The organism is Blautia massiliensis (ex Durand et al. 2017) (genome assembly GCF_051861785.1).
GTDB lineage: Bacteria > Bacillota > Clostridia > Lachnospirales > Lachnospiraceae > Blautia_A > Blautia_A luti_A.
Window position 1 is genome coordinate 47583 of sequence record NZ_CP146725.1, and the last position, 23915, is coordinate 71497.

Annotated in this window: 20 protein-coding genes; 12 read left to right on the forward strand and 8 right to left on the reverse strand. The window is 46.0% G+C overall.

Annotated elements, in window-relative coordinates; all coding sequences use genetic code 11:
• Positions 1 to 9 precede the first annotated feature (9 nt).
• From V9W66_RS00310 to V9W66_RS00345, 8 genes are all read right to left on the reverse strand, one after another.
• Positions 10 to 783 (reverse strand): alpha/beta fold hydrolase, encoded by a 774-nt coding sequence (locus V9W66_RS00310; RefSeq protein ID WP_144093610.1) that lies wholly within the window; start codon positions 781 to 783, stop codon positions 10 to 12.
• 10 nt (positions 784 to 793) lie between these two features.
• Positions 794 to 1288 (reverse strand): hypothetical protein, encoded by a 495-nt coding sequence (locus V9W66_RS00315; RefSeq protein WP_118252840.1) that lies wholly within the window; start codon positions 1286 to 1288, stop codon positions 794 to 796.
• Complete coding sequence (locus V9W66_RS00320; protein ID WP_144093611.1) at positions 1288 to 1989, reverse strand: L-2-amino-thiazoline-4-carboxylic acid hydrolase; 702 nt, start codon at positions 1987 to 1989, stop codon at positions 1288 to 1290. Before V9W66_RS00320 ends, V9W66_RS00315 begins: the two co-directional genes overlap by 1 nt.
• Positions 1990 to 2126: 137 nt before the next feature.
• Entirely contained in the window at positions 2127 to 2723 is a 597-nt protein-coding gene (locus tag V9W66_RS00325; protein WP_243121635.1) for a class I SAM-dependent methyltransferase, read from the reverse strand.
• Between the two features lie 44 nt (positions 2724 to 2767).
• Positions 2768 to 3673, reverse strand: a complete 906-nt coding sequence (locus V9W66_RS00330; protein ID WP_144093612.1) for an alpha/beta hydrolase — start codon at positions 3671 to 3673, stop codon at positions 2768 to 2770.
• 12 nt (positions 3674 to 3685) lie between these two features.
• Positions 3686 to 4291, reverse strand: a complete 606-nt coding sequence (locus V9W66_RS00335; protein WP_144093613.1) for a class I SAM-dependent methyltransferase — start codon at positions 4289 to 4291, stop codon at positions 3686 to 3688.
• Positions 4292 to 4295: 4 nt separating this feature from the next.
• The gene (locus V9W66_RS00340) at positions 4296 to 4910 is read right to left on the reverse strand and encodes a class I SAM-dependent methyltransferase (RefSeq protein ID WP_144093614.1); all 615 of its coding nucleotides are present in this window, start codon (positions 4908 to 4910) and stop codon (positions 4296 to 4298) included.
• Positions 4911 to 5020: 110 nt separating this feature from the next.
• A complete protein-coding gene (locus V9W66_RS00345; RefSeq protein WP_118513860.1) occupies positions 5021 to 5599 on the reverse strand; it encodes a TetR/AcrR family transcriptional regulator in 579 nt (192 codons plus the stop codon).
• Between the two features lie 1210 nt (positions 5600 to 6809).
• Between V9W66_RS00345 and V9W66_RS00350 the strand changes: the two genes are divergently transcribed.
• The 12 genes from V9W66_RS00350 (at position 6810) to V9W66_RS00405 (ending at position 23905) form a co-directional block, all read left to right on the forward strand.
• On the forward strand, positions 6810 to 8369 hold the full coding sequence (locus V9W66_RS00350; protein ID WP_144093615.1) for a hypothetical protein: 1560 nt from the start codon (positions 6810 to 6812) through the stop codon (positions 8367 to 8369).
• Between the two features lie 165 nt (positions 8370 to 8534).
• Positions 8535 to 9962: an IS110 family transposase gene (locus V9W66_RS00355; RefSeq protein WP_144096022.1), complete on the forward strand. Its 1428-nt coding sequence runs from the start codon at positions 8535 to 8537 to the stop codon at positions 9960 to 9962.
• Positions 9963 to 10532: 570 nt separating this feature from the next.
• Positions 10533 to 10730, forward strand: coding sequence for a helix-turn-helix domain-containing protein (locus V9W66_RS00360; protein ID WP_005422911.1), 198 nt, complete (start codon positions 10533 to 10535; stop codon positions 10728 to 10730).
• Positions 10731 to 10800: 70 nt separating this feature from the next.
• On the forward strand, positions 10801 to 12078 hold the full coding sequence (locus V9W66_RS00365) for a tyrosine-type recombinase/integrase (RefSeq protein ID WP_144094333.1): 1278 nt from the start codon (positions 10801 to 10803) through the stop codon (positions 12076 to 12078).
• 168 nt (positions 12079 to 12246) lie between these two features.
• A complete protein-coding gene (gene mutS, locus V9W66_RS00370; RefSeq protein WP_144094336.1) occupies positions 12247 to 14865 on the forward strand; it encodes a DNA mismatch repair protein MutS in 2619 nt (872 codons plus the stop codon).
• A 5-nt stretch (positions 14866 to 14870) separates the two neighbouring features.
• On the forward strand, positions 14871 to 16985 hold the full coding sequence (gene mutL, locus V9W66_RS00375; RefSeq protein ID WP_144100651.1) for a DNA mismatch repair endonuclease MutL: 2115 nt from the start codon (positions 14871 to 14873) through the stop codon (positions 16983 to 16985).
• Between the two features lie 27 nt (positions 16986 to 17012).
• Positions 17013 to 17966 (forward strand): tRNA (adenosine(37)-N6)-dimethylallyltransferase MiaA, encoded by a 954-nt coding sequence (miaA, locus tag V9W66_RS00380; protein WP_144094332.1) that lies wholly within the window; start codon positions 17013 to 17015, stop codon positions 17964 to 17966.
• Positions 17967 to 17987: 21 nt separating this feature from the next.
• Positions 17988 to 19262 (forward strand): aminotransferase class I/II-fold pyridoxal phosphate-dependent enzyme, encoded by a 1275-nt coding sequence (locus tag V9W66_RS00385; RefSeq protein ID WP_015525116.1) that lies wholly within the window; start codon positions 17988 to 17990, stop codon positions 19260 to 19262.
• Complete coding sequence (locus tag V9W66_RS00390) at positions 19259 to 20464, forward strand: NAD(P)/FAD-dependent oxidoreductase (RefSeq protein WP_144094331.1); 1206 nt, start codon at positions 19259 to 19261, stop codon at positions 20462 to 20464. Before V9W66_RS00385 ends, V9W66_RS00390 begins: the two co-directional genes overlap by 4 nt.
• Positions 20461 to 22062, forward strand: coding sequence for an NAD(P)/FAD-dependent oxidoreductase (locus V9W66_RS00395; protein WP_144094330.1), 1602 nt, complete (start codon positions 20461 to 20463; stop codon positions 22060 to 22062). The genes V9W66_RS00390 and V9W66_RS00395 overlap by 4 nt, the downstream gene beginning before the upstream one ends.
• Before the next feature lie 105 nt (positions 22063 to 22167).
• The gene (radC, locus tag V9W66_RS00400) at positions 22168 to 22875 is read left to right on the forward strand and encodes a RadC family protein (RefSeq protein WP_144094329.1); all 708 of its coding nucleotides are present in this window, start codon (positions 22168 to 22170) and stop codon (positions 22873 to 22875) included.
• Between the two features lie 16 nt (positions 22876 to 22891).
• On the forward strand, positions 22892 to 23905 hold the full coding sequence (locus V9W66_RS00405; RefSeq protein ID WP_144094328.1) for a rod shape-determining protein: 1014 nt from the start codon (positions 22892 to 22894) through the stop codon (positions 23903 to 23905).
• The last annotated feature ends 10 nt before the right edge of the window (positions 23906 to 23915 follow it).

Consider the following 23915-nt stretch of genomic DNA (forward strand, 5'->3'; position numbering starts at 1 on the left):
GGGTATCACTCACTTTCTGATAAATGGCAGTTCCGGCATACAGTCACGCTCGGCGATGTGTGCCAGCATTTCGGCGAACCCCTTTGGATCGCGAATCTGATATTGCATGTGATCGTATCCCTCAAACACGGGATAATGGCCGCAGGGGTAGGCTTCCATCACTGCTTGACGGTATTTGAAATGATCTTCTATACTGCCAAACTCGAAATAGGTATGTTTTTGCAATTCTTTTGAAAGCGGCGGAAAGGGTTTATCCTCCAAACTGTCCGAAATCTGCCGCCGCAAATTTGTATAGGTCAGATTTTTCCCTGCGTCTATAAAATACGACTTTATGGAATCGTCGTCACACCACAGTATCTTTTTCAGCGTACCGCCCTTCGACCAATATAGGCTCTTGATGGCAAAATACAGAAACAGCGTCATGATACGGCGCGTGCCCTTTCCGATTTGGGCGAACTGCCCGCCGTCAAAGAAAGCGTACTCCACGGGCAGCTTCGTCTGCGTCAGAAACGCCATGGCAAGGTCTGCACTGATGGAAGAAGCGACCACCATCGCCAGCCGCTCCACGCCCTGTCGATGCAGAAAGTCCTCCACCTGCCGTATTTCGTCCAGCTTGCTGACATATTTCTGCCCCTCGCAGTAAACGGTGGAGGTGGGCAAGATGCAGAAATATCGATCCTGCAAATACCTCGCGATCGGTTCGCTGCTCGCTCCTGTCACACCCATTGCATGAAAGAACAGCACGGCAGGATTCCTCCTGTCACCATATGTTTGAAACAGCATTTCTATCACCTCATATTTTCATAAAAAGCATCATAATCGCCGCCAGTGCTGCTGAAATGACCGCCATACCAATTGTGCCGAACAGCCACTTTTTGCCCTTATCCTTGGCTGTAATGTAGGGTTTCAGGTCTTCCGTTCCCGGAATTTCCCATGCGTTCGTATGTCCTACCCAATAGCCGTCAACCAAAAATCGGTCTATGAGATTCATAACGGACAGTATGACCAGCAGCTGCCAAAAGCCCTGAACGAAGCCCTTTGCGCCGTTGAGCGCATAGACGCAGACCAGCACATAGGCGATGTATCCGGGGACGCAGACAGCTTTGAAAATCAAAGCATTTCGCTTGATTTTCGCGTGTGTTGTAAGTCCCAGCGTTACGCACCGCTCCTGCACCTCCTGGCTGTAAAGATGCACCATGCTCACCGCGCCCTTGCGGATACCGATGGCGCAAACCAAAATGAGCAGAACGCCCAGCCCGATGCCTTCCAAAATCACCTGTAAAAGCATTACCGATTCCTCCTGAAGCCCGCCTCATCCCGGTATTCGGGATGTCCCTTCAAGTACGGGTCTTTATCGCCGCAGATGGTGTAGTCGCATCGGCAGCCGTCCACGCAGGTGTTCGTCCGTATAAGCCTTGCATGGAGCAGCTCCATAGACGCAAAGTCCACATTACACAGGGCGGGCATAATATCCGTAAGACCGTGCTTGATAGCAAACTCCGCTGTCGGGCACGCCGTAAATTCATAATAAATAGGCTTGTCGGTTTCATAAGGCGCAACCGACATCTCGTAATCGTGCCATTTGTCGCAGCCGCTTTTCGCACGAACAAACGCCCTGTACATCAGCTTCCTCCAGAACGGCTTGTTGCAGTCCACAATTTTCAGCTTGCGGAAAGTCGGAAGAATCTGATTTTCCTCCATCTCTTCGATTTCACGGAACGAAGTAACTGCTTTGCAGACCACATAATAGCTCATGATGGCGATGCAGTCGTAGGTGCCGCCTACGCCGTTGTGGAAGTTCTTTTTGCCGCCCAAGTCGGTGCGCCAGTCGGAGAGAAAGACCGCGTACTGCCGCTGCACCTTTTCCCATACTGTCTCCCACTCCGCTTCCGGATAGTGCAGGGCGATTTTTGCCAGGATTTCTTTCTTGCAAGGCTTTGAATACAGTACATGGCTTTTGCGGTCGAATAGAAGCTCGTTGTCCTTCATCTGATTGCCTCCCTCCTTGTTCTTTCTTGCGTGCATAAGACCATCTCAGATTTAACCCGCTTTCCGGCAGACAAACCATGCCATGCTTTTCAGGTTTCCCATGTCCACATCCGTATACATTTCATCCAGCCCTGCTTTCAGACCGGAAACCGTCTCATAGGGCGGCGTGAAAAACCTGCCTTTTCATAAATGTGCCGGACGAACCAATCCGCCCGCTTGTGCTCGCCCATCACATAAAAGCAGCCGCAGAATGTTCCGCCGGCTCTCAAGACCCGGAAAACCTCCCGATAGGCGGCTTCCTTGTCCGGAAAAGTATGAAAGCCGTTCAGCGACAAAACGATGTCGAAGGTGTCGTCTGCATAGGAGAGTGCTCCCACATCTCCCTGCCGGAAGGTTATATTTTTCAATTGCAGGTGCTCCGCCTTTTCCTGCGCCTGCCTCATCATATCGGGCGAATAATCGAGACAGGTAATGTCCGCCTCCGGCATAGTCTGATAAACCGGCATGGTCAGAATCCCTGTTCCCACCGGTACTTCCAGCAGCTTGCCGGAGAAATGCTCCGGAATACCGGACATTGCCTTTTCCAGATAGGCGTCGTTTTCCGCCTTGTTCATTGCCCACACCAAGCGGCACACCGCTTTCCCGCTCAGAGTAGAGCAGGTGATCATGCCGTCATAAAAACTGTTTCCGCCCGTCATTCGGTACGCACCGCGAATGGCTTCTTTTCGTTCCATGGTTCTTCCTCCGTGTTTCAATCATCACACGACCGTTTCCAATCTCATTTTTTCAAAATGTCCACGATTTTCGCAAAGTCCTCCTTTGCCTCCTTGAAGATCGGCAGCATACAGTAGCAATGCACCATCTTCGGGCGGGCGGACACCGTATAGGGGACATTTGCCCGTTTGCAGGCTTCCTCAAAGTCCGGCAAAGCACCGTAGAGCACCTCGTCGGCAGAATAGAAGAAGTGGATATCGCCTACGCCGGTAAAATCTCCCCGGGAGCCGGAGAGCATATAGTCCGGCACATTCTCGCAACCATGCCGCATGAATTTTTCCACCGTCACCATAAAGGCATAGTCGATGGAAACATCTCTTTCGTTCAATCCCTTCATCCGCGATTTTTCGCCATCGTTCCACGGCACTTCGCCGGGAGATACGGCGACGATATGCCGTGGCTGCGGCAGCGGCTCAGGCTGCGCGCTGTTGTACGCCGCGATCCCCAGAGCCAGCGCACCGCCAGAGGAAAAACCACAGGTGCTGACATTTCCGCCGCCGTACAGTGTAATCATTTTTCGATAACATTCGTACACCATCGCGTATGTTTCAGTAATGCAGTGTTCCATGCAGAGCGGGTAAAACGGAAACCACACATCACAGCCGGTCTCGCGGCAGAGCTTGCGCATCACAGGCAGGTCACCCTTATCGGGGCCAATCACCATGCCGCCGCCAAAGAAATAGAGAATCGCGTGCTCGGACGGCTTCGGATGCTCTCGCACGATCAGGCAGGGAAAGCCGTTTACCGCGATCGTTTCATAATATGCATTGCGGTCGGTGGGCGTAAAAACGCCACGATGCCGGTTCTGCTTTTCAATTTCCTTTCGCAGTGCATCCTCCGGCAAGGCGAACGCCTTTTTCGCGCCGGAGAGCTTGTATACGCTGCGTAAGATAGATGCAAAGATACTCATGATTTAGCCCCCTCATTTCCACGCCGTAATGCAGAGCCAGCTTTTCTTTTTGTGTATCTGCACATTGTGAAAGCCCGCCTGCTCCAGATACGTCTTCAGCTCGGCGTCCTTGTAGATGGTCATGCCGCCGATGATCTCCGTCCACTTCTTGTCCTTGTCCGTATCGCCGTTGCTTTCGTTGCAGATGAGTAATGTCCCGCCGGGCTTCAGCACCCGGTAAACCTCCCGGAAGCACTGCGGCAGATCGGGCCAGAAATAGACGGTTTCAAAGGCCGTTACCGCATCGAACCAGTCGTCTGCAAAGATTATATCCGCCACGCTGCCTTGCAGAACGGTGCAGCGGCCCTCCGCTATGGCGGCCTCGTTGACCTTTTTGGATTTCTCCACACTGACGGGGGAATAGTCAATGCCTTTGACAATACCCTCCGGGCATTTTTTCAGAAGTCTCTTGATGTTCGCCCCTCCGCCGCAGCCACAGTCCAGCACCTTGGCGTCCGGAGTAAGCTCCAAAAAGCGAAGTCCCCACCGTGCCACAGGACTGTGCCCCAGGTTCATCATGGCGACCATGATTTTCCCGCCAAGCCCCACAGGCTTTCTGGTGTTCTCAAAAAATGACATCTTATCACACCTCCGATTTCACACATTCCGCATAGGTCAGCGGGAAGGATGCTTTCAGCACAACGCTTTTCCGCACCGCCCAGCCGTTTTGCCGTAGGAAGCGCAGGTATTTCTCGCTCGTCCACTTGCTGCGGAGAGGGAAGCCTGCCAGCTTCATGAAAAATGCCCTGACCTTGCCGGAAAAAGAGTTTCCCGCATGGGTAAAGGTGGGTGCGATGAGCACACCGTCGTCCTTCAGCACCCGGCGGATCTCGGCAAGGGCCTTCTCCGGCTGCGGCACGATATGCAGTGCGTTGGACACGATCACCACATTAAAGGACTGGTTCGCATAGGGCAGGCGGAACATATCCTGCACGGAGAAGTGCAGCTTGGCAGAGCGGGTATCTCGCTTTGCCTCGGCGATCATCTCCGCAGAGGCGTCTGTCGCCTCGATGTGCGCCGCCGCGTTTACGATGTGTTTTGCGATCAATCCCGTGCCGGTCGCCAGCTCCAACACCGTCTTGGCTTTTACAACCGGCCGGATCAGTTCATACATCTCGTCATACGCCGCCCGATCCTTTCGCATAAAGCGGTCGTAACGTCCGGCATTTTTGTCCCAGAAATTCTTGTGTCCCTGCATCGCTATCATTCCTTTCAATGTTAGATTAACCTAACCGACGCGTGCACCCAGAAGGTTAGATGATGCTAACTATTGTGCCTTGGAAAAGCCGCATCTCTGCGGCCTTCCGCTTATTTAAATAACTCCCTGCAAGCGCCGTACACTAGCGTTTCCAGCACCTGCGGGTACAGTCCTCCTATTTGCTCTTTGTGTGAGACGGTCAGAATCAGTCCGCGTACTGTCGCGGCGGCAAGTGAAATCCCCCGTTTAGGAACAAGGTCATATTTTTCCAGAAGCAGACGAATGTGCGTCTCGTCATCGTGGCAATGTTCCTTTTTGACGCCCTCCGGCAATCTCTGTAAAAGCAACTTGGCGTCATGTTCAATGAAAACCATGTCTCCGGTATCGGACAACCGCCGGCAGACGGCCAGAACCGCCTCTGCCGCGCGCTCCGATGTTGGCAGGCCGCCATTTCTGTGCAACGCCTGGTCAGCCACCCCGTAAAGCTCGGAGTGGATACTTTCCAGAACCGCGAAGAAGGCCATCTCCTTGGATTCGAAGAATTTATAAAATGAGCCTTTTGCGATACCGACAGCCCTTGTCAGTTGATCCACTGAGGTTTTCTTCATCCCCAACGTGACAGCACAATGTCTCGTTTCCTTCAGCAACGCCTTGCGGAGCTGCTCAGTCTCGTAATCGGTAAAAGCCAAGGCTGCACCCTCCCTGAAATATGACCATTTCGGTCCGTTTGGTCATATTATAACGTACTTTTTTCTGGTTTGCAATGGGTGTAGAGAAAAAATCGTTAATCAAAAGGAGTACAGTGTTGCAGAAAGAGACGACGGCATTCCGGTAATTGTTGTCACCGCTGTAAAAGAAACTATATCGTAAAAGGGCATCAGAACGAAGCATCCAAACGCTGCGTTCTGATACCCATTTTGTTTCATATTGCACAGATGGGGGATTACAAGGAGAAGAACAGAAATTCACATAACATGAATGACGTATTCACATAATATTACTGCTTTTGCGCTATCATTAACGTTCGATCTTGCATTGATCCGTTTTAAGGTGAGACCTTTTAAGTTGCCCCGTACTCCTTCGCCGCATGATCATCTGCCGCGCCTGCCGTTCTTCTGCATAGCTGATATAATTCATGTAAGAATTTAAAGTTTTATACCATTTTTTTAGATTTTTTTGGTAATATCCGTGCATACATTTTCTTCTCCTATATTATCGCAATTGGCCTGTTTTCACATATAAAAATTCACCTTTAACTTGAATATTCATTCTACAGAGACTAAAGGCATATAGCGTAAAGACCCATTCGTTAAGATAAGAATGAAAACAGAATCCTTACATGAAATATATTCAACAACGGTGCACTAAAAAGCAATAGACAGAAAGCAATTTTATGGCAGGTCGGATGAAATTCCTGCATTATGTATATAAATAACAGATAATCAGGTATTATCCTTCAGCTATTTGAAAAAATATATATCTACTGCAACTGTTCCGTAATATCTATAGTTTAAAAATGTACAAGAAGCTCGGTTGTCTTATTGGGGACGATTAAGAGGAAGAAATAAACACTATATAATGAAACAATTACATATGAGATGGAATTTTCTATAAGGACACAGGAATCTGGCAGTTCTTAGTGTTACCAAATCCTTCTGTCGTACAGGATTCATAAAAGGAACTAATATGCGACACTATTGCAATCGAGGTAATATTGACATAGAATTCCATGTATTATAGAATGGTATCTGTAAAAAGAAGGCATGAAGAAAGCAGCTTTAAACGGGCTGCTTTTTTTGTGTCTTCTTTTGTCTTTCCTGAGTGCCGGAGGAAAAGGCGTTTTCTGGATGGAGCAGAGAAGACGAAAAATAAATAAGAACAGGGAGGAAAGAAGTTTTTATGCCACGTAAAATCAGATCAAATTACATGGAGAAATTCAAATTTGTGTACAATGGCAGAACTTTTGAAAGTAAGCATAAATGCTGTAATTTTTATGGAATATGTTACCGTAGTGTAATGGCATATCAGAATCAATATAAATGTAGAACTGAAGAAGCGATTACACATTTTATTGAATTGAAAAAAAGTAAAGAGATCATATTCCGAAATCGAAAATGGGCCAGCATTAAGACCTGCTGCGAATTTTATGATTTAAACGAAGATTCTGTCAAGACCGATATGTGGAATCGAAAATGCACACCACAGGAAGCGATTGAACGGGCAATAGAATGGAAAAAGGCACATGAAATCACATATCATGGTGTGAAATACCCATCACTGCCTCAATGTTGTGAAGACCTGGAGATAAATCCTATATCAGTACGTTTGTATATGGAAAAAAATGGGGTTTCTTCTACACGTGCGATTACACATTATATCAAATCTAAAGAGAAAAGAGCCTTTGAATTCCGTGGAAAAGAATACAAAAATTTTACGGAATGTTGTCTTGCGTATGGATTAAAGCCAAAGTCAGTAAGTTCAGCAGTATTTAAAGCGAAACGTCCTCACGCGGATGTTATGGAAGAAATTATCTCTCATATGGAAGGTTGTATGCCAAAAGAAGTAACGAAAAAAGAAGAAATTCCTGAAAATCAGGTGATGTCTAAAGAAAGGCATCGTGCGAAAGAGGCTTTTTTTTATGAGGGAAATAAATATATCTCACTTGGACAATGTTGTGAATTCTATGGAATTAATGAATCTAGTGTACGCAGTAGAGCTTGGCGAAAAAAGTGTACATGGGAAGAAGCTGTGAAATATTATATTCAAAAAAAGGAAACAGAAACACCGAAAATGCAATTCTTTTATAAAGGGAAAAGGTATAAAAGTGTTTCAGCATGTTGTGCTGAATACGGCGTTAATGCTTCCAGTGTGCGTAACCGTGCCAAAACAACAGAATGCAGCATTGAAGAATCTTTGGATCATTTCATAAAGAAAGCCAGAATGGAAACACAGCCGTCGGTATTTATTTTTAGAGACAAAACCTATAGGTCTTTGGAAGAATGCTGTCTGGAATATGGAGTCAACGCTGACAGTGTATCTTCAAGAAAATATAGATTGAATTGTACTATGGAAGAATCATTGGAGCATTTTATTGAAAATAAAGATATGATTGCCGAAAGAATACAAAAATTTACATTTAAAGGAATAGAATATCGAAGTCTCCGGGCATGTTGTCAAAAATATGGTATTGATGATATATGTGTGAGGCAAAGAGCACGAGATAAGAATTGTTCTCTTGAAGAATCGTTTACACATTTTATGACGAAAAAAAGGAAAAAAATGTTAAGTAACCCGGAATTTGAATATCATGGAACTGTTTATCCATCGCTTAAAGTATGCTGTGAGAAATTAGGAATAAATAAAAGCAGTGTAATAAGTCGAAGCCATAGGGCCGGATGCAGTTTACAGGAAGCAGTGGAGTATTATGTCAGCCAACAGGAACGTAGAACATTGGATTAATCTATAAGGCCAGCAGGCAGCCTTTTTTAGAATTTATATAATAGAGAGCTTCCTGTATACTTTAAATAGGGCAAGAGATTGACACAAAAAAATACCTCAAGTAAATTTGGATTATTACTGACTTGGCCGGTTGGTAAAATCCAGAGAATACAAGAGGTATCTAACATGAATCTTAACGGCACAAAGAAGAAAAATCAAGTATCAAATGCAAATATTTTTGAACAGCAGGAGCTTCTGAAGAAAATCGAGGTGGTCAGAGAAAATTTAACAGCTTCAACCTGGCATGAGTTGGAAACCAAAGGGAAGTTCGATAAGAATGCAAAACTCAGTTTTATCTGTGATGACATGCTTATTTTAGGATGCGATGTAGGCAGTGAAACACACTATCTGAGGGCAATTGACACCAGAGGCAGAGAACTCAGTAAGTCCGCTTTTTCATTCAGCAATAATGCAGATGGATTTAGCAAGGCAAAGGAATGGGCAGTAAAGATAGCAGCCGAATACGATAAAAAACAGATTGTTCTTGGTCTTGAACCAACCGGCCATTACTGGTTCTGCCTTGCGACCTGGATGATCTCAAATGGGATCAGTGTAGTTCAGGTAAATCCGTATGCAGTAAAGCAGACAAAAGAACTTGAGGATAACAGCCAGCTGAAAGATGATACAAAAGATCCTAAGCTGATTGCAAATCTTGTAAAAGATGGAAACTTTGGAATGCCTTATCTTCCAGAGCAGCTTTATGCAGATCTGCGACGGTTATCCATGTTTCGTGATCAGCTGAATGAGGACAGGATCCGGTCGATCAACCGACTGCACCGGGAACTGAAAATATATTTTCCAGAGTACAAAGAAGCACTTGGAAAAACAGAAGGCACATTCAGCCTTGAACTGTTGAAGCAGGCACCATTTCCGGATGATCTGGCAGCTTTGAAAGAAGACGGAATCAGGCAGATCTGGCATAATGCGAAACTTAGAGGACGCGGGTATAGCAGAGCTGGAGAAATCTTGGAGTACGCCAAGGCGAGTGTTGGCATCCGTGAAGGAAAAGAAACAGGGAAACTGGTTGTACAGTGGTTTGTTCAAAAAATCCTGGAACTGGATGAGGAGCTTGCATTGATAGAAACGCAGATTAATCAGAAATGTCTGGAAATTCCCCATACGGATAAAGTTTTGGAGATATGTGGAATCGGGGAGAATACCCTATCCGGTATGGTGGCAGAAATGGGAGATATTTCCAGATTTGACGATGTAAAGGAGATCCAGAAATTAAGCGGACTTGGGCTTGTGGCAAGCAGTTCCGGCAAGCATAAGGGTGAAACCAGGATCAGTCACAGAGGGCGTAAGCGCCTCAGATATTGGCTGTTTCAGGCGGCAAAATCAGCTGTAGCACATGCGGAAGAATTCAAGAAATTGCATGTCTATTATACGACCAGGGAGCAGAATCCACTGAAAAAGATGCAGTCATTAATAGCAATCGCCTGCAAACTCCTCAGGATTATTTTTACGATTTTGAAGAAGGGAATCAAGTATGATCCCCGGAAGATGTTAAAAGATATCCGGCGGGAATCCAGGCAGGAAAGCCTGGCTGCATAAGAAGTATAAAGCAAAGCAGTATTCCAGAATCCTGCTGAGGTTCAGAAACTTCTGAAATTGAGCAGGGTTCTGGAAAAGAACCTGTTGACCCAGATCCATGGAACGTGGATCATAACGAAACGACTGGTTGAGAGATGCAGGGTAAGCGTCCGCGGGAAACCGCACCTTGCAGAATCATAAGGTCAGTAAGAATCAAACGACAAACAAGAGCTGTAGCTTGCGGTAGTTCACTCCATAGGGCACGACCCTGTTAGAAAGCTTGGCAAGCACTCGGTGTATGAACAGGTGGGACGAAGGAAGTTGGGACAGGATCCCATTAGACACGGAAGGTTCACCCTCATAGCTAACAGAGGATTATAGCCTTAAAAAGCCCCATTACCAGGACGCTTTATAAGCTATACCCTTTTATGGCTGTTCAGTACAGGATACGATGACTGTCGTACACCTTTAGCTCTGTTTTGAGAGGTAATATTTAAAGAAAAAGCCCGTAAAATCAATACTTTAGGGCTTGACATTATAGGAAGGAGGAACGGTCAATATCATCTGCCTGCAGATATTGACCGGTTATATATGTTGCGAAAAAAAACACAGCCGGAAGCAAACAACGATAAAATTCTTATATCCGTTAAAGAAGCCTGTGAGCTTACAGGACTTTCTGAGAAAACAATGAGATCATTGATGAATGAAAACTGTTTCATGGTACGGATTGGGCGCAGAACACTGATTGATAAGAAAAAATTTCAAAAATGGATAGATCGGCAGTCTTGAAAGCTTTTTTTTGTTGTGCTAAAATATATATCCAGTGCCATGAATTATCATCAGAAAGGATGGTGGTGTTATGGGCAAAAACTTAAAGGGTAAAGAATTAGGAAAAGGATTATATCAAAGAAAAGATGGACGATATGAGGCCAGAATTTTCGTTCGCGGTACAGGAAAAACGTTTTCAATTTATGGTACAAATTTACAACATCTAAAAAAAGAAAGAAATGCCTACCTTGCTAATGTTTCCCCCGGAATTGCAGGATATGATCCTAGAATTTCTGTTTCAAAGTGGTATGAAAAATGGATGCTTATTTATGTGGTGCATTCTGTTAAAGCAACCACTTTAAGTAACTATGTAAATGGTTTTGAGCGAGTAAGAGAATATATTGGTTACATGAGGTTAATAGAGGTCCGTCCAACACATATTCTTGACATGATAAAGGGACTCGAAGAAGAAGGATATGCACGTACAACGGTAATACAATCATTAAGTGTAGTCCGTCAGCTTTTCAAAAAGGCATATGGTGGGAAAATGATACCCATAGATCCCGTAGCCGATATTAAACTGCCTAAAGAAGAACCGGGTGAAATACCTGATGAGAAGATAATGCAGGAACAAGAAGATGAAAAATGTCTTAGTATATATGACACTCATCGTTTCCTTGAGAGCTGCAAGAATACCCGGTATTATGAACTCTTTTTTATTCTTCTTCATACAGGATTACGTATAGGGGAAGCACTTGCCCTAGAATGGTGTGATCTTGACTTTAAGCATGAAAAGCTTCGTGTATATAAAACCTTAAACAGAGTTACAAAATATTATGATTCGAAAGGAAATGAACTTCCTGAAAGGTATTCTACTATTCAGATTACAACACCAAAGAAAAGTGCCAGCAATAGAAAGGTTCCATTAACGGATGCAGTGATTGCTGCTTTTATGAGCTGGAAGGAAAAACAGGATTGTGATAAAGAAAAACTGGGGAAAAACTGGGGAAAAACAAATATACTTTTAAAAAAATATCCCGGTCTGATTTTTACAACATCTTCAGGAAGAAGTTATCTTCCATCATCAGCTCAAACAGAATGCAGGCGGATTGTTGGGATTGTTAATAAACATGAAATTGCTCTGGCAAAAAAAGAGAACAGAGATCCGAATTTAATGGATGTTCATCCTCATATTTTCCGTCATACTTTTGTAACAAGATGCATTCAATCGGGAATGGATGCCGCTACAGTAAAGAAAATAGCCGGACACTCTGATGAAAAAATGACTAATTATTATACACACATTGAAGAAGAACATATAGATGACGAATACGAACTGTATATTCAAAAATACGGAACAGAAACCTGATTTTGCAAATGGAGATAAAATTTTAAAGAGAGGTTTAAATACTTGAGTATAGACAAAAACACTAACGAGGGAAAAAACTATCGTAATAATGTGGTCAAATCAACATCTGGGACTTCTAAAAGCCGCATAAACACTGGGTTTCCGGAGGATATTAGTGTATTATCACCGATGATGAAAGAATACGTAAAGACCAAAGAAGAGTACAGCGACTGTATCCTCTTTTACCGTCTGGGCGATTTTTATGAAATGTTCTTTGAGGATGCACTGACTGCATCCAGGGAACTGGAAATTACACTTACAGGAAAAGACTGCGGACTGGAAGAGAGAGCGCCCATGTGTGGCGTTCCTTTTCATGCTGCGGAAACTTATATCAACCGGCTGATCGAAAAGGGCTATAAGGTTGCCATCTGCGAACAGGTAGAAGATCCGAAAAAAGCCAAGGGTCTTGTTAAACGAGAGGTTGTCCGCATTGTCACACCGGGAACTACTCTGGATACCATGTCACTGGACGAGTCAAAAAACAATTATCTGATGTCCATTGTCTCCATTGGAGAGCATTTTGGCTGTGCAATTGCAGATATCACAACCGGTGACTGTTTTCTCACAGAACTGGATAAACCACAGAAACTTCTGGATGAGATCAATAAATTCACACCTGCCGAGATCATCTGCAACGACGCCTTTCTTTTAAGCGGTGTGGATGTAGCGGATCTGAAGGGGCGTCTTGGGATCTGTGTATTTGCTCTGGATCCCTGGTACTTTGACGACCAGCTGTGCCAGAAAACCCTGAAAGAGCATTTTCACGTCGGAAATCTGGAAGGTCTCGGGATCGGAGATTATGACAGCGGGATCATTGCTTCCGGTGCACTGTTCCTGTATCTGAAGGAAACACAGAAAACAGCACTTTCCCATATGGCAAGCATCCGCCCTTACTCTGCTGAAAAATATATGCTCATCGACAGCTCCAGCCGTCGTAACCTGGAGCTTGTGGAAACCATGCGCGAAAAGCAGAAAAGAGGTTCTCTTCTCTGGGTTCTGGATAAAACCAAAACTGCCATGGGTGCAAGAACCCTTCGTTCTTATGTGGAGCAGCCTCTGATCGATGCAGAGGAAATCGAAAAGAGACTTGGCGCCCTGGAAGAACTGAACGCAAAACCTATGGATCGTGATGAGATCCGGGAGTACTTAAATCCGATCTACGATCTGGAACGTCTGATAAGCCGTATCAGCTACAAATCTGCCAACCCAAGAGATCTGGTTTCCTTTGCCTCTTCCCTGGAAATGCTGCCTTATATAAAGCAGATCCTTGCAGAATTTAACTCTCCGCTGCTTACGCAGATCAATGAAGACATGGATCCACTTTCAGACATTACCGCTCTGATCCGTAATTCCATTGCTGATGATCCGCCCCTTGCCCAGAAGGACGGCGGTATCATTCGGGAAGGTTATAATGAAGATGTGGATAAATTCCGCCGCTCCCGGACAGATGGAAAGAAGTGGTTATCTGAGCTGGAAGCAAGAGAGCGGGACCGCACCGGTATTAAGAGCCTGAAGATCAAATATAACCGTGTATTCGGCTATTCCCTGGAAGTTACCAACACCTTCAGGGATCTCGTGCCGGAGGACTATATCCGCAAACAGACCCTTACCAACGCAGAGCGTTACATCACCCAGGAGCTGAAGGATCTGGAGGATCTGATCCTTGGAGCGGAAGATAAGCTTTATGCATTGGAATTTGAACTGTTTTCAGATATCCGTGATCAGGTTGGAGCTGAGGTTGTCCGTATCCAGCGTACTGCAAAGGCAGTAGCTGCTCTGGATGTTTTTGCTTCCCTTGCACTGGTTGCACAGAGGAATAACTTTGTCCGGCCCAAGATCAATGAAACCGGCCTCATTGATATCCGAAATGGTCGCCACCCGGTTGTGGAACAGATGATCGAAAACGATATGTTCATTCCAAATGATACGTATCTTGACAACCACAAAAAACGTATCTCCATTATCACAGGACCGAACATGGCCGGAAAATCCACATACATGCGCCAGACAGCATTGATCGTACTGATGGCACAGATCGGAAGCTTTGTTCCTGCGGACAGTGCGAATATCGGTGTGGTTGACCGGATCTTCACCCGTGTGGGAGCATCCGATGACCTTGCAAGCGGACAGAGTACCTTTATGGTGGAGATGACAGAGGTTGCCAACATTCTTCGTAATGCCACTTCCCGAAGTCTTCTGATTCTGGATGAGATCGGACGTGGAACCAGTACCTTTGACGGCCTTTCCATTGCCTGGGCAGTGATCGAACACATCAGCAACACCAAACTCTGCGGCGCCAAGACCTTATTTGCGACCCATTATCATGAGCTTACCGAACTGGAAGGCAAGCTTTCCGGTGTCAACAACTACTGTATCGCTGTCAAGGAAAAAGGCGACGATATCGTATTCCTGCGTAAGATCGTAAAAGGCGGAGCAGATAAAAGCTATGGTATCCAGGTAGCCAAGCTTGCCGGTGTTCCGGATTCCGTGATCCAGCGTGCCAAGGAACTGGTAGAGGAGCTCAGTGATGCAGATATCACTGCAGCTGTAAAAGATCTGACTGCTCCAAAGAAAAAACAGAAGATCACCTATGATCAGTTAGATATGGCACAGATGTCACTGTTTGACACGGTACAGGACAATGATATCATTGAAGAGATCAAAAATCTGGAGATCGGGAATCTGACACCAATGGAAGCTTTGAATATTCTCTATAACCTGCAGAACAAAATTAAGAACCGGTGGTGATACCCTTGAAAAAAATTGCAGTTTTAGACCAGAATACCATTGATAAGATCGCAGCAGGAGAGGTCGTAGAGCGCCCCTCCTCTGTTGTAAAAGAGCTTGTGGAAAATGCCATTGACGCAGGTGCTACCGCTATTACTGTAGAGATCACAGACGGCGGAAAAAAGCTGATCCGTATCACGGACAATGGCTCCGGAATGGATGCAGAGCAGGTTCCGCTTGCTTTTCTCCGCCATGCCACAAGTAAAATTGAAAAAGTAGAAGACCTGACCCACATTGCCTCTCTTGGCTTCCGTGGTGAAGCACTTTCCAGTATTGCCGCCGTCTCCCAGGTGGAGCTGATCACAAAGACTCCTTCCGGGATCAGTGGTACCCGTTATGTGATCGAAGGCGGAAAAGAACAGTCTCTGGAGGAAATGGGGGCACCGGAGGGAACAACATTTCTGATCCGAAACCTCTTTTACAATACACCTGCAAGGAGCAAATTCCTGAAATCCGATATGACAGAAGCCGGTTACATCAATACTCTGATGGAGCAGCTGGCGCTTTCCCATCCGGAAATCTCCTTTAAATATATCCAGAACCGTCAGGTGAAACTTTCCAGTTCCGGAAACTACAGCGTAAAAGATGTGATCTACAGTGTCTACGGCCGGGAGATTGCCAAGGCGCTTCTGGATGTTTCCTACGAAAATGATTTCATGAAGATCGAGGGCTTTGTGGGGAAACCGGAGATTTCCAGAGGAAACCGTACTTTTGAGAATTATTATATCAATGGCCGATATGTAAAAAACAAGATCATTACCAAGGCCATTGAGGACGGATATAAAGGACTTGTCATGCAGCATAAATTTCCGTTTGTCTCACTTCGGATCGAAATGGACGGCAATGACCTGGATGTTAATGTGCATCCCGCAAAGAGAGAAGTGCGTTTTGCCAGAGAAACCGAAGTTTATACGGCCATTTATGAAACTGTCCGCAAGGTATTGACCCACAGAGAACTGATCCCGCAGGTATCTGTTGGAAAAGACGAACCGACATCCCGCACAGAACAGATAAAGCCAGGAAATATTCCGGAGCCTTTTGAAGTAAAACGGCGGCAGGAGATGTACGGTCACCCGAATCGGACGGCAAATATAGCTTCCCATGCTGCACCGACAGCTTCTGAAGTACGTAGTACAGCGCCGGTTCCATCGATACCTTATAATAAGCCAACAAATGGTACCACCTCCTATGGTTCAGATGAAACAGCTCACAATTCTTCAGCTTCTTCTGCAGATAAATACAAACGTGTGGATTCTCTGCGGGAAAATCCCGTATATGGATCGCAGCCTTTCACAAAAGAAGAAGAGGAAATGTTTTCCGGAACATTAAAAGACGGAAGAAATGAAAAATCCGCTGCAGAAACAGCAGATTATGAAGTGATTTCTGAAAAACCTGCTGAATCGGCACTTCCTGATGTAGACAACGAGCCAATCAAATCGCAGGAACAGGAACCGCCAAAACAGCTGGAACTGTTCGAAGAACGGCTTCTTGCTCCTGAATCCAGAAGCCGCCACAGACTGATCGGACAGCTGTTTGATACCTACTGGCTGGTACAGTTTGAGGATAATTTTTATATCATTGATCAGCATGCTGCCCATGAAAAAGTATATTATGAGCGATTTGTAAAGCTGTTTCAGTCCCAGAACATCCAGTCCCAGTATGTAAGTCCCCCACTGATCGTTTCACTCAGCCTTGAGGAGGAGAATCTGCTGAAGGCAAACAAAAAGTATTTCCGGGATTTCGGCTTTGAGATCGAACCCTTTGGCGGAAGGGAGTACAGTATCAGTGCGGTTCCCTCCAGCCTTCTGGGAATGACAGAAGAAGAGCTGTTTCTGGAAATGCTGGACCATCTTACTGCAGACGGTTCCAAGGATGCCTTTGAAATTTTTGCCTCAAGGCTTGCGACCATGGCCTGTAAGGCTGCTGTAAAAGGCAATCATTCCATGTCACCTCAGGAAGCTGACAAGCTGATCGATGAATTATTGACACTGGAAAATCCTTATAACTGTCCTCATGGAAGACCAACGATCATTGCCATGAGTAAGACAGAAATCGAAAAAAAATTCAAACGTATCGTGTAAGATACTTAACATAAACGGAGGAAATATATGAAAAAACCTCTTATCGTGCTTACCGGGCCTACTGCCGTGGGAAAAACAAAGCTTTCCATTGCCCTTGCAAAAGCAGTAAACGGAGAGATCATTTCCGCGGATTCCATGCAGGTTTACCGCCATATAGATATCGGTTCCGCCAAGATCACGCCGGAAGAAATGGATGGCGTCCCACATCATCTGGTGGATGTACTGGAGCCAACAGAAGATTTTAACATTGTCCTTTTTCAGCAGATGGCAAAAGATGCCATGGACAAAATTTATGACAAAGGCCGGATTCCGATCCTGGTAGGCGGCACAGGATTTTATATTCAGTCTGTGACCAGAGATATTGATTTTACCAGTTCCGACCAGGATGAACATTACCGCAGGGAGCTGGAAGAGCTGGCAGAGCAGAAGGGGCCTGCATTTCTCCATGACATGCTTGCCAAGGTCGATCCCAAGTCAGCCGAAGATATCCATGAGAACAATGTCAAGCGGGTGATACGTGCCCTGGAATTTTATAAACAGAACGGTACCAGGATCTCCGAACATAATGAAGAACAGAAGGAGCATACCAGTCCCTATGCACTGGCTTATTTCGTCCTGAACGCACCACGCCCACTTCTCTATGAACGCATTGACACAAGAGTGGACGAAATGCTGAAAAACGGTCTGACAGAAGAAGTTAAAAAGCTTCGGGAGATGGGCTGCCACAGGGGAATGGTTTCCATGCAGGGGCTTGGCTATAAAGAAATCCTGGACTGGATGGACGGAAACTATTCTTATGAGGAAGCCGTAAGGATCCTGAAACGTGACACCAGACGCTTTGCCAAACGTCAGCTTACCTGGTTCCGCAGAGAAGGCGAAGTAACCTGGGTAGATAAACATAACTTTGATTACGATGACGGCAGGATCCTTTCCTACATGCTTTCTGTATGCAGGGAAAAGGGAATCCTCCCTGCCAAATAAAATAAAAAAGGAAAAATGATCATGAAAGAATTATATGCACAGCTTGGAATCTCTTCTGCAGTTTACGATTTCGGTAAATCCGTGGAAGATTCCCTGAAAGAACGTTTTGAGAAATTTGATAAGACTGCAGAATACAACCAGATGAAGGTTATCCGCGCCATGCAGAAGAACCGTGTCAGTGAGGCTTGTTTCGGAGCTTCCTCCGGTTATGGCTACAACGACCTTGGCCGCGAAACTCTGGAGCAGGTCTATGCCGATACCTTCCACACAGAAGCCTGCCTGGTACGCCCGCAGATCACCTGTGGAACTCATGCACTTGCCATTGCTCTCTTCGGAAACCTGCGCCCCGGTGACGAGCTTCTTTCCCCTGTAGGGAAGCCTTACGATACCCTGGAAGAAGTGATCGGTATCCGCCCGTCCAATGGTTCCCTTGCGGAATATGGCGTAAAATATCGTCAGGTGGATCTTCTCGAGGATGGTACCTTTGATTATGAAAACATCAGAAAAGCAGTCAATGAAAAAACAAAGCTGGTAACCATCCAGCGTTCCAAAGGCTATCAGACCCGTCCTTCTTTCTCCGTAAAACAGATCGGTGAGCTGATCTCTTTTGTAAAAAAGATCAAGCCGGATGTGATCTGCATGGTAGATAACTGCTACGGAGAATTCGTAGATACCATCGAGCCCAGTGATGTAGGTGCAGATATCATGGTCGGCTCCCTGATCAAAAATCCAGGTGGCGGCCTTGCTCCTATCGGTGGTTATATCGCAGGAAGAAAAGACTGTGTGGAAAATGCCTCCTACCGTATGACCTGCCCGGGACTGGGCATGGAAGTCGGTGCAACTCTTGGTGTAAACCGTTCTCTGTATCAGGGATTTTTCCTTGCACCGATGATCACCAAAGGAGCTTTAAAGGGCGCTGTTTTTGCAGCGAACATTTACGAAAAGCTTGGTTTCCCGGTAGTTCCCAACAGCACAGAGCCACGTCAGGATATCATCCAGGCGGTCACTCTCGGAACACCGGAGGGTCTTGTAGCATTCTGCCAGGGTATCCAGGCTGCTGCACCGGTAGACAGCTTTGTAACACCGGAGCCGTGGGATATGCCGGGATATGACAGCCAGGTGATCATGGCAGCAGGTGCTTTCATCCAGGGTTCTTCCATCGAGCTTTCTGCCGATGGTCCTATGAAACCGCCTTATGCAGTTTATTTCCAGGGTGGTCTCACCTGGGAGCATGCAAAGCTGGGAATCCTGAAATCTCTTCAGTATATGGTTGATAAGGAACTTGTGAGATTATGAAAAAATCCGAAGGACCGGACTTAAAAAAACAGATCTTTGTCATAGGAGCCGGTGCTTCCGGTCTTATGGCAGCTATTCAGGCTGCTGTATACGGAGCTGCAGTTACGGTTCTGGAACAAAATGACCGTCCCGGCAGAAAAATCTGTGCTACGGGAAACGGCCGTTGTAATATGACGAACCTGAATCAGGATGAAAACGCTTACCGGGGATCTCATCCTGAATTTGCCAAAGATGCCCTGGCACAGTTTCCTGTGGAAAAAACTCTGAAATTCTTTCAGGAACTGGGAATCTGTACCACAGACCGCAGCGGATGGATCTATCCCCGAAGCAACCAGGCACAGAGTGTGGTAGATGTTCTTGTCATGAAGGCACGCAGCCTGAAGGTAAAGCTGAAAACCAATCAGACAGTTACCGGCGTGTCTTTTGCAGACGGACAGTGGAAGATCCATACGGACGGATGGACCTACAGTGGTGATGCCGTGATCCTTGCAAATGGTTCCCGTGCGTCTTCCGTTGCAGGTTCCTGCGAAAGCGGATATGAAATTGCAAAAAGTCTCGGACATCATCTGATCGAACCCCTTCCAGCTTTGACAGCTCTGAAATGTAAGGGAAATTCTTTTTCCGGCTGGAGTGGTGTACGGACAGAAGGGAAGATAACACTTTATATAGACGGCACACCGACAGTCTCCCAGCAGGGAGAGCTGCAGCTTACCGATTACGGTGTATCCGGGATCCCGGTATTCCAGATTTCCCGCTATGCTATCCGTGCCGTCCATGAAAACAAAAATGTGGAGCTTTCCATAAATTTTTTTCCGGAACTGAACCGGAAAGAGCTGGAAGAATACCTGGAGCACAGAAAAGCAGCCTGTCCTTACAAAACAGAAAAGGAACTTCTCATCGGACTTTTTCCTGAAAAACTGATCCGTATTTTATGTGCACAGAAGGATCTTATCCGCGGGATCACCGATTTTCGTCTCCCGGTAAAAAACGGCCTTTCCTTTGAACAGGCACAGGTTTGTTCCGGTGGAGTGGATACGTCTGAAGTTCACAGCAAAACCATGGAGTCCAGACTTCATAAAGGTCTTTATTTTGCCGGAGAGCTCCTTGACATTGACGGTACCTGCGGAGGTTATAACCTGCAGTGGGCGTGGTCAAGCGGAGCTGCCGCCGGTATCTGGGCAGCAAAGGAGGAAGAAAAATGATCCGGATCACACAGCTGAAGCTTCCCATCACTCATACAGAAGAGCAGCTTCACCGAAAAATAGCAAAAATGCTTCGTCTTGGAAATCAGCCGTTCACCTATGAGATCCGAAAACAATCTCTGGATGCCCGGCACAAAGAGGACAAAAAATTTGTCTACACTGTAGATATTAAACTGGATAACGAATCCCGCGTTCTCAAAAAGGTTCACGATAAAAATATTATGTTAACATCTGAGAAAAAATATCATTTTCCCTCATCTGGCTCTGAAACTCTGTCCCATCGTCCTGTAGTGATCGGAAGCGGACCTGCAGGATTATTCTGTGCCTGGTACCTGGCCAAAGCCGGGTACTGTCCACTGGTACTGGAACGGGGAGAAGAAGCAGACAAACGCCAGGAAACCGTGGGAAATTTCTGGAAAAACGGCATCCTGGATCCGGATTCCAATGTACAGTTCGGAGAGGGCGGTGCAGGGACTTTTTCCGATGGAAAGCTGAATACTCTGGTAAAAGATACTTTTGGAAGAGGAAAGGAAGTTCTTTCCCGCTTTGTGGAGGCAGGAGCTCCCTCTGAGATCCTTTACCAGCAAAAGCCTCATCTTGGCACAGATCAGCTTGTAGGTATCGTTCAGTTTATGCGTCATCAGATTGAAGAAATGGGCGGGGAATTCCGTTTTCGTTCCACAGTAACTGATCTGATGATCCGTGACCGGAAGCTTAATGCAGTCATTGTCAATGCAAAAGAGGAAATACCGGCAGAAATCTGCATTCTTGCTCCCGGCCACAGCGCCAGAGATACGTTTGCCATGCTGGAAAAACACAAGATTAACATGGAGCCGAAATCTTTTGCAGTGGGGGTACGTGTGGAACATCCGCAGACCATGATCAACCAGGATCTTTACGGGGAACCGGAAAACGACCGTCTGGGTGCATCCAGCTACAAGGTTACCCATACACTGGAAAACGGACGTGGCGTTTATTCTTTCTGTATGTGTCCCGGCGGATATGTTGTAAATGCATCTTCTGAAGAAGGTATGCTTGCAGTGAATGGTATGAGCTATCAGGCACGTGACAGCCATAATGCCAACAGTGCTATCATCGTTACGGTAAACCCTTCTGATTTTCCTGAAGAGGGAGTTCTCGGCGGAATCGCTCTGCAGCGAAAACTGGAGCGCGCTGCCTGGGAAGCCGGAAACGGAAAAATTCCGGTACAGCTTTTCAAAGATTACTGTACCCATCAGAAAAGTACCAGGCTTGGAGATGTGATCCCCTGTATCAAAGGAGCTTATACACTTACCGATGTCCGCAGTATTTTCCCAAAAGAGATCGGCGATTCCATTGAAGCAGGAATCCATGCTTTTGGAAAAAAGCTTTCCGGTTTTGACCGACCGGATGCATTGCTGGAAGGAGTAGAAAGCCGTACCTCTTCTCCTGTACGGATCGTTCGGGAACCGAAAAAGCTCACTTCCAATATAGAAGGGATCTACCCCTGCGGAGAGGGCGCCGGTTACGCCGGAGGCATTACATCCGCAGCAATGGACGGGATCAAAGTGGCAGAAGCAGTCGCTTCTGTTTATGCCCTGCCTGTAAAAAAAATGTGAAAAAAGTGGAAATTTCCGGGATAGAGTGTACATCCCTGCTTTTTTATGCTAAAATAACTTCTGCAATTTTGCATCCCCTTCTTCGAGAGCGAAAAGGGAAATCATATGAAAGATACTATAATGGAAATGCCAGATTATCAGCGTCCGTATGAAAAATGTCTGCGGGAAGGAGAACAGTCCTTAAGCGATCGAGAGCTTCTTGCCGTGATCCTTCGCTGTGGCGTACAGGGATCCAGTTCCCTGACTCTGGCAGATAAAATCCTGAATTTATCGAAACAGACCGGATACAGTGGCCTGCTTGGACTGTTTCATATTTCCATGCAGGAACTGATGAAGATCCATGGGATCGGTAAAGTAAAAGCCATACAGCTGAAATGTATCGGGGAACTTTCCAAGCGTATGGCAACCGCAGCTGCAAAACCGGAATTGTCTTTTCACCATCCGGTAACCATTGCGAAGTATTATATGGAGCGGCTCCGGCATGAAGAGCAGGAATTGCTTTACTGCATGATGCTGGACGGACATAACCATTTGTCGGGGGAACAGCTTTTAAGCCGCGGTACTGTTAATGCCACACTGATCACACCAAGAGAAGTCTTTGTAGAAGCTGTAAAGTATCGGGCGGTGAACCTGATCCTGGTCCACAATCATCCAGGAGGCGATCCCTCCCCCAGCCAGGCTGATCTGGATGTCACAGAACGGGTTTATCATTGTGGTGAACTCCTCGGCATCCATCTTCTGGATCATATCATCATCGGTGATCACAGGTATGTCAGTTTCCGCGAAAAAGGGATTTTTGATGAATATACTTAAGTGAAGGGACAGATTTATGCTTTTTAGAAATAATTACGGAGTAGACCTTGGAAGCAGCTCTGTAAAAGTCTATTCATTTTTCAGAAACAAAAGTTACATAGAAAAGAACATGGTAGCCTACAGAGGACGCCGGATCCTTGCCATAGGGAACGAAGCTTATGAAATGTTTGAAAAATCACCTGCAGATATTTCCGTAAATTCTCCTATGGCTTTCGGTATGCTGGCAAATCTGGAATTGCAGGAGATCGTCCTTTACAGCATGATAAAAAAAATCGATCATGCATCCGGTCTCGGAGCAGACATGTACTTCTCCGTACCACTTGATATGACTGCTATCGAAAAGAGGGCATACTATCATCTGGTCAATGGTCACTGGCTGCGGAAAAACCGTGTTTTTATGGTGGAGTCCCCTATTGCAGATGCCATTGCCATGGGAATCGACCCTGAAAAGAATCAGGGCAGCATGATCGTAAACATCGGTGCACAGAGTACAGCGTTTTCCATCATAACCGACGGTAAGATCATCATCAGCCGTAAGATCCCCATCGGAGGCAGACAGATGAACGAATCTATCTGCAGCGAGATCCGAAAACATTATAATCTTCAGATTGGAACACGAACTGCAAAACGTCTGAAAGTAGTTATGGGAAGACTGAATGATCAGAAAAAAGAAGCCCGGAAAGTAGTCGGGATCGACAGTATTTCCGGACTTCCACGAGAAGAAGTTATTTCTGCCTACGTTGTTAATGAAGGGATCGCCAACTGTGTGAACCAGATCGCAGCAGAGATGAAATCTTTTCTGGAACGTACCCCGCCACAGATCGCTTATCATATCGCAAAAGAGGGCATTTATCTGACCGGCGGCAGTACACGGCTTCCTTATATAGATAACTATCTGGCTAGCTATACAGGATTTGCCTTTAATCTTTCTGATCTGTATGAAACTTCTGCAGCATATGGCCTTGAAAAGATCATCCGCGACAGAAACCTGCGCAAATGGGCCCAGCCGGTAAAGCAGAAAAAACTGTAAAGGGGCATAT

Excerpts from the sequence above, each read along its gene's own strand:
- V9W66_RS00310 (WP_144093610.1), bottom strand. The coding sequence starts at position 783 with ATGCTGTTTCAAACATATGGTGACAGGAGGAATCCTGCCGTGCTGTTC.
- V9W66_RS00315 (WP_118252840.1), bottom strand. The coding sequence starts at position 1,288 with ATGCTTTTACAGGTGATTTTGGAAGGCATCGGGCTGGGCGTTCTGCTC.
- V9W66_RS00350 (WP_144093615.1), top strand. The coding sequence starts at position 6,810 with ATGCCACGTAAAATCAGATCAAATTACATGGAGAAATTCAAATTTGTG.
- V9W66_RS00385 (WP_015525116.1), top strand. The coding sequence starts at position 17,988 with ATGAAAGAATTATATGCACAGCTTGGAATCTCTTCTGCAGTTTACGAT.
- radC (WP_144094329.1), top strand. The coding sequence starts at position 22,168 with ATGAAAGATACTATAATGGAAATGCCAGATTATCAGCGTCCGTATGAA.
- V9W66_RS00405 (WP_144094328.1), top strand. The coding sequence starts at position 22,892 with ATGCTTTTTAGAAATAATTACGGAGTAGACCTTGGAAGCAGCTCTGTA.
- V9W66_RS00340 (WP_144093614.1), bottom strand. The coding sequence starts at position 4,910 with ATGCAGGGACACAAGAATTTCTGGGACAAAAATGCCGGACGTTACGAC.
- V9W66_RS00335 (WP_144093613.1), bottom strand. The coding sequence starts at position 4,291 with ATGTCATTTTTTGAGAACACCAGAAAGCCTGTGGGGCTTGGCGGGAAA.
- miaA (WP_144094332.1), top strand. The coding sequence starts at position 17,013 with ATGAAAAAACCTCTTATCGTGCTTACCGGGCCTACTGCCGTGGGAAAA.
- V9W66_RS00365 (WP_144094333.1), top strand. The coding sequence starts at position 10,801 with ATGGGCAAAAACTTAAAGGGTAAAGAATTAGGAAAAGGATTATATCAA.
- V9W66_RS00360 (WP_005422911.1), top strand. The coding sequence starts at position 10,533 with ATGTTGCGAAAAAAAACACAGCCGGAAGCAAACAACGATAAAATTCTT.
- V9W66_RS00330 (WP_144093612.1), bottom strand. The coding sequence starts at position 3,673 with ATGAGTATCTTTGCATCTATCTTACGCAGCGTATACAAGCTCTCCGGC.
- V9W66_RS00355 (WP_144096022.1), top strand. The coding sequence starts at position 8,535 with ATGAATCTTAACGGCACAAAGAAGAAAAATCAAGTATCAAATGCAAAT.
- V9W66_RS00390 (WP_144094331.1), top strand. The coding sequence starts at position 19,259 with ATGAAAAAATCCGAAGGACCGGACTTAAAAAAACAGATCTTTGTCATA.
- mutS (WP_144094336.1), top strand. The coding sequence starts at position 12,247 with ATGATGAAAGAATACGTAAAGACCAAAGAAGAGTACAGCGACTGTATC.
- V9W66_RS00320 (WP_144093611.1), bottom strand. The coding sequence starts at position 1,989 with ATGAAGGACAACGAGCTTCTATTCGACCGCAAAAGCCATGTACTGTAT.
- V9W66_RS00395 (WP_144094330.1), top strand. The coding sequence starts at position 20,461 with ATGATCCGGATCACACAGCTGAAGCTTCCCATCACTCATACAGAAGAG.
- V9W66_RS00325 (WP_243121635.1), bottom strand. The coding sequence starts at position 2,723 with ATGGAACGAAAAGAAGCCATTCGCGGTGCGTACCGAATGACGGGCGGA.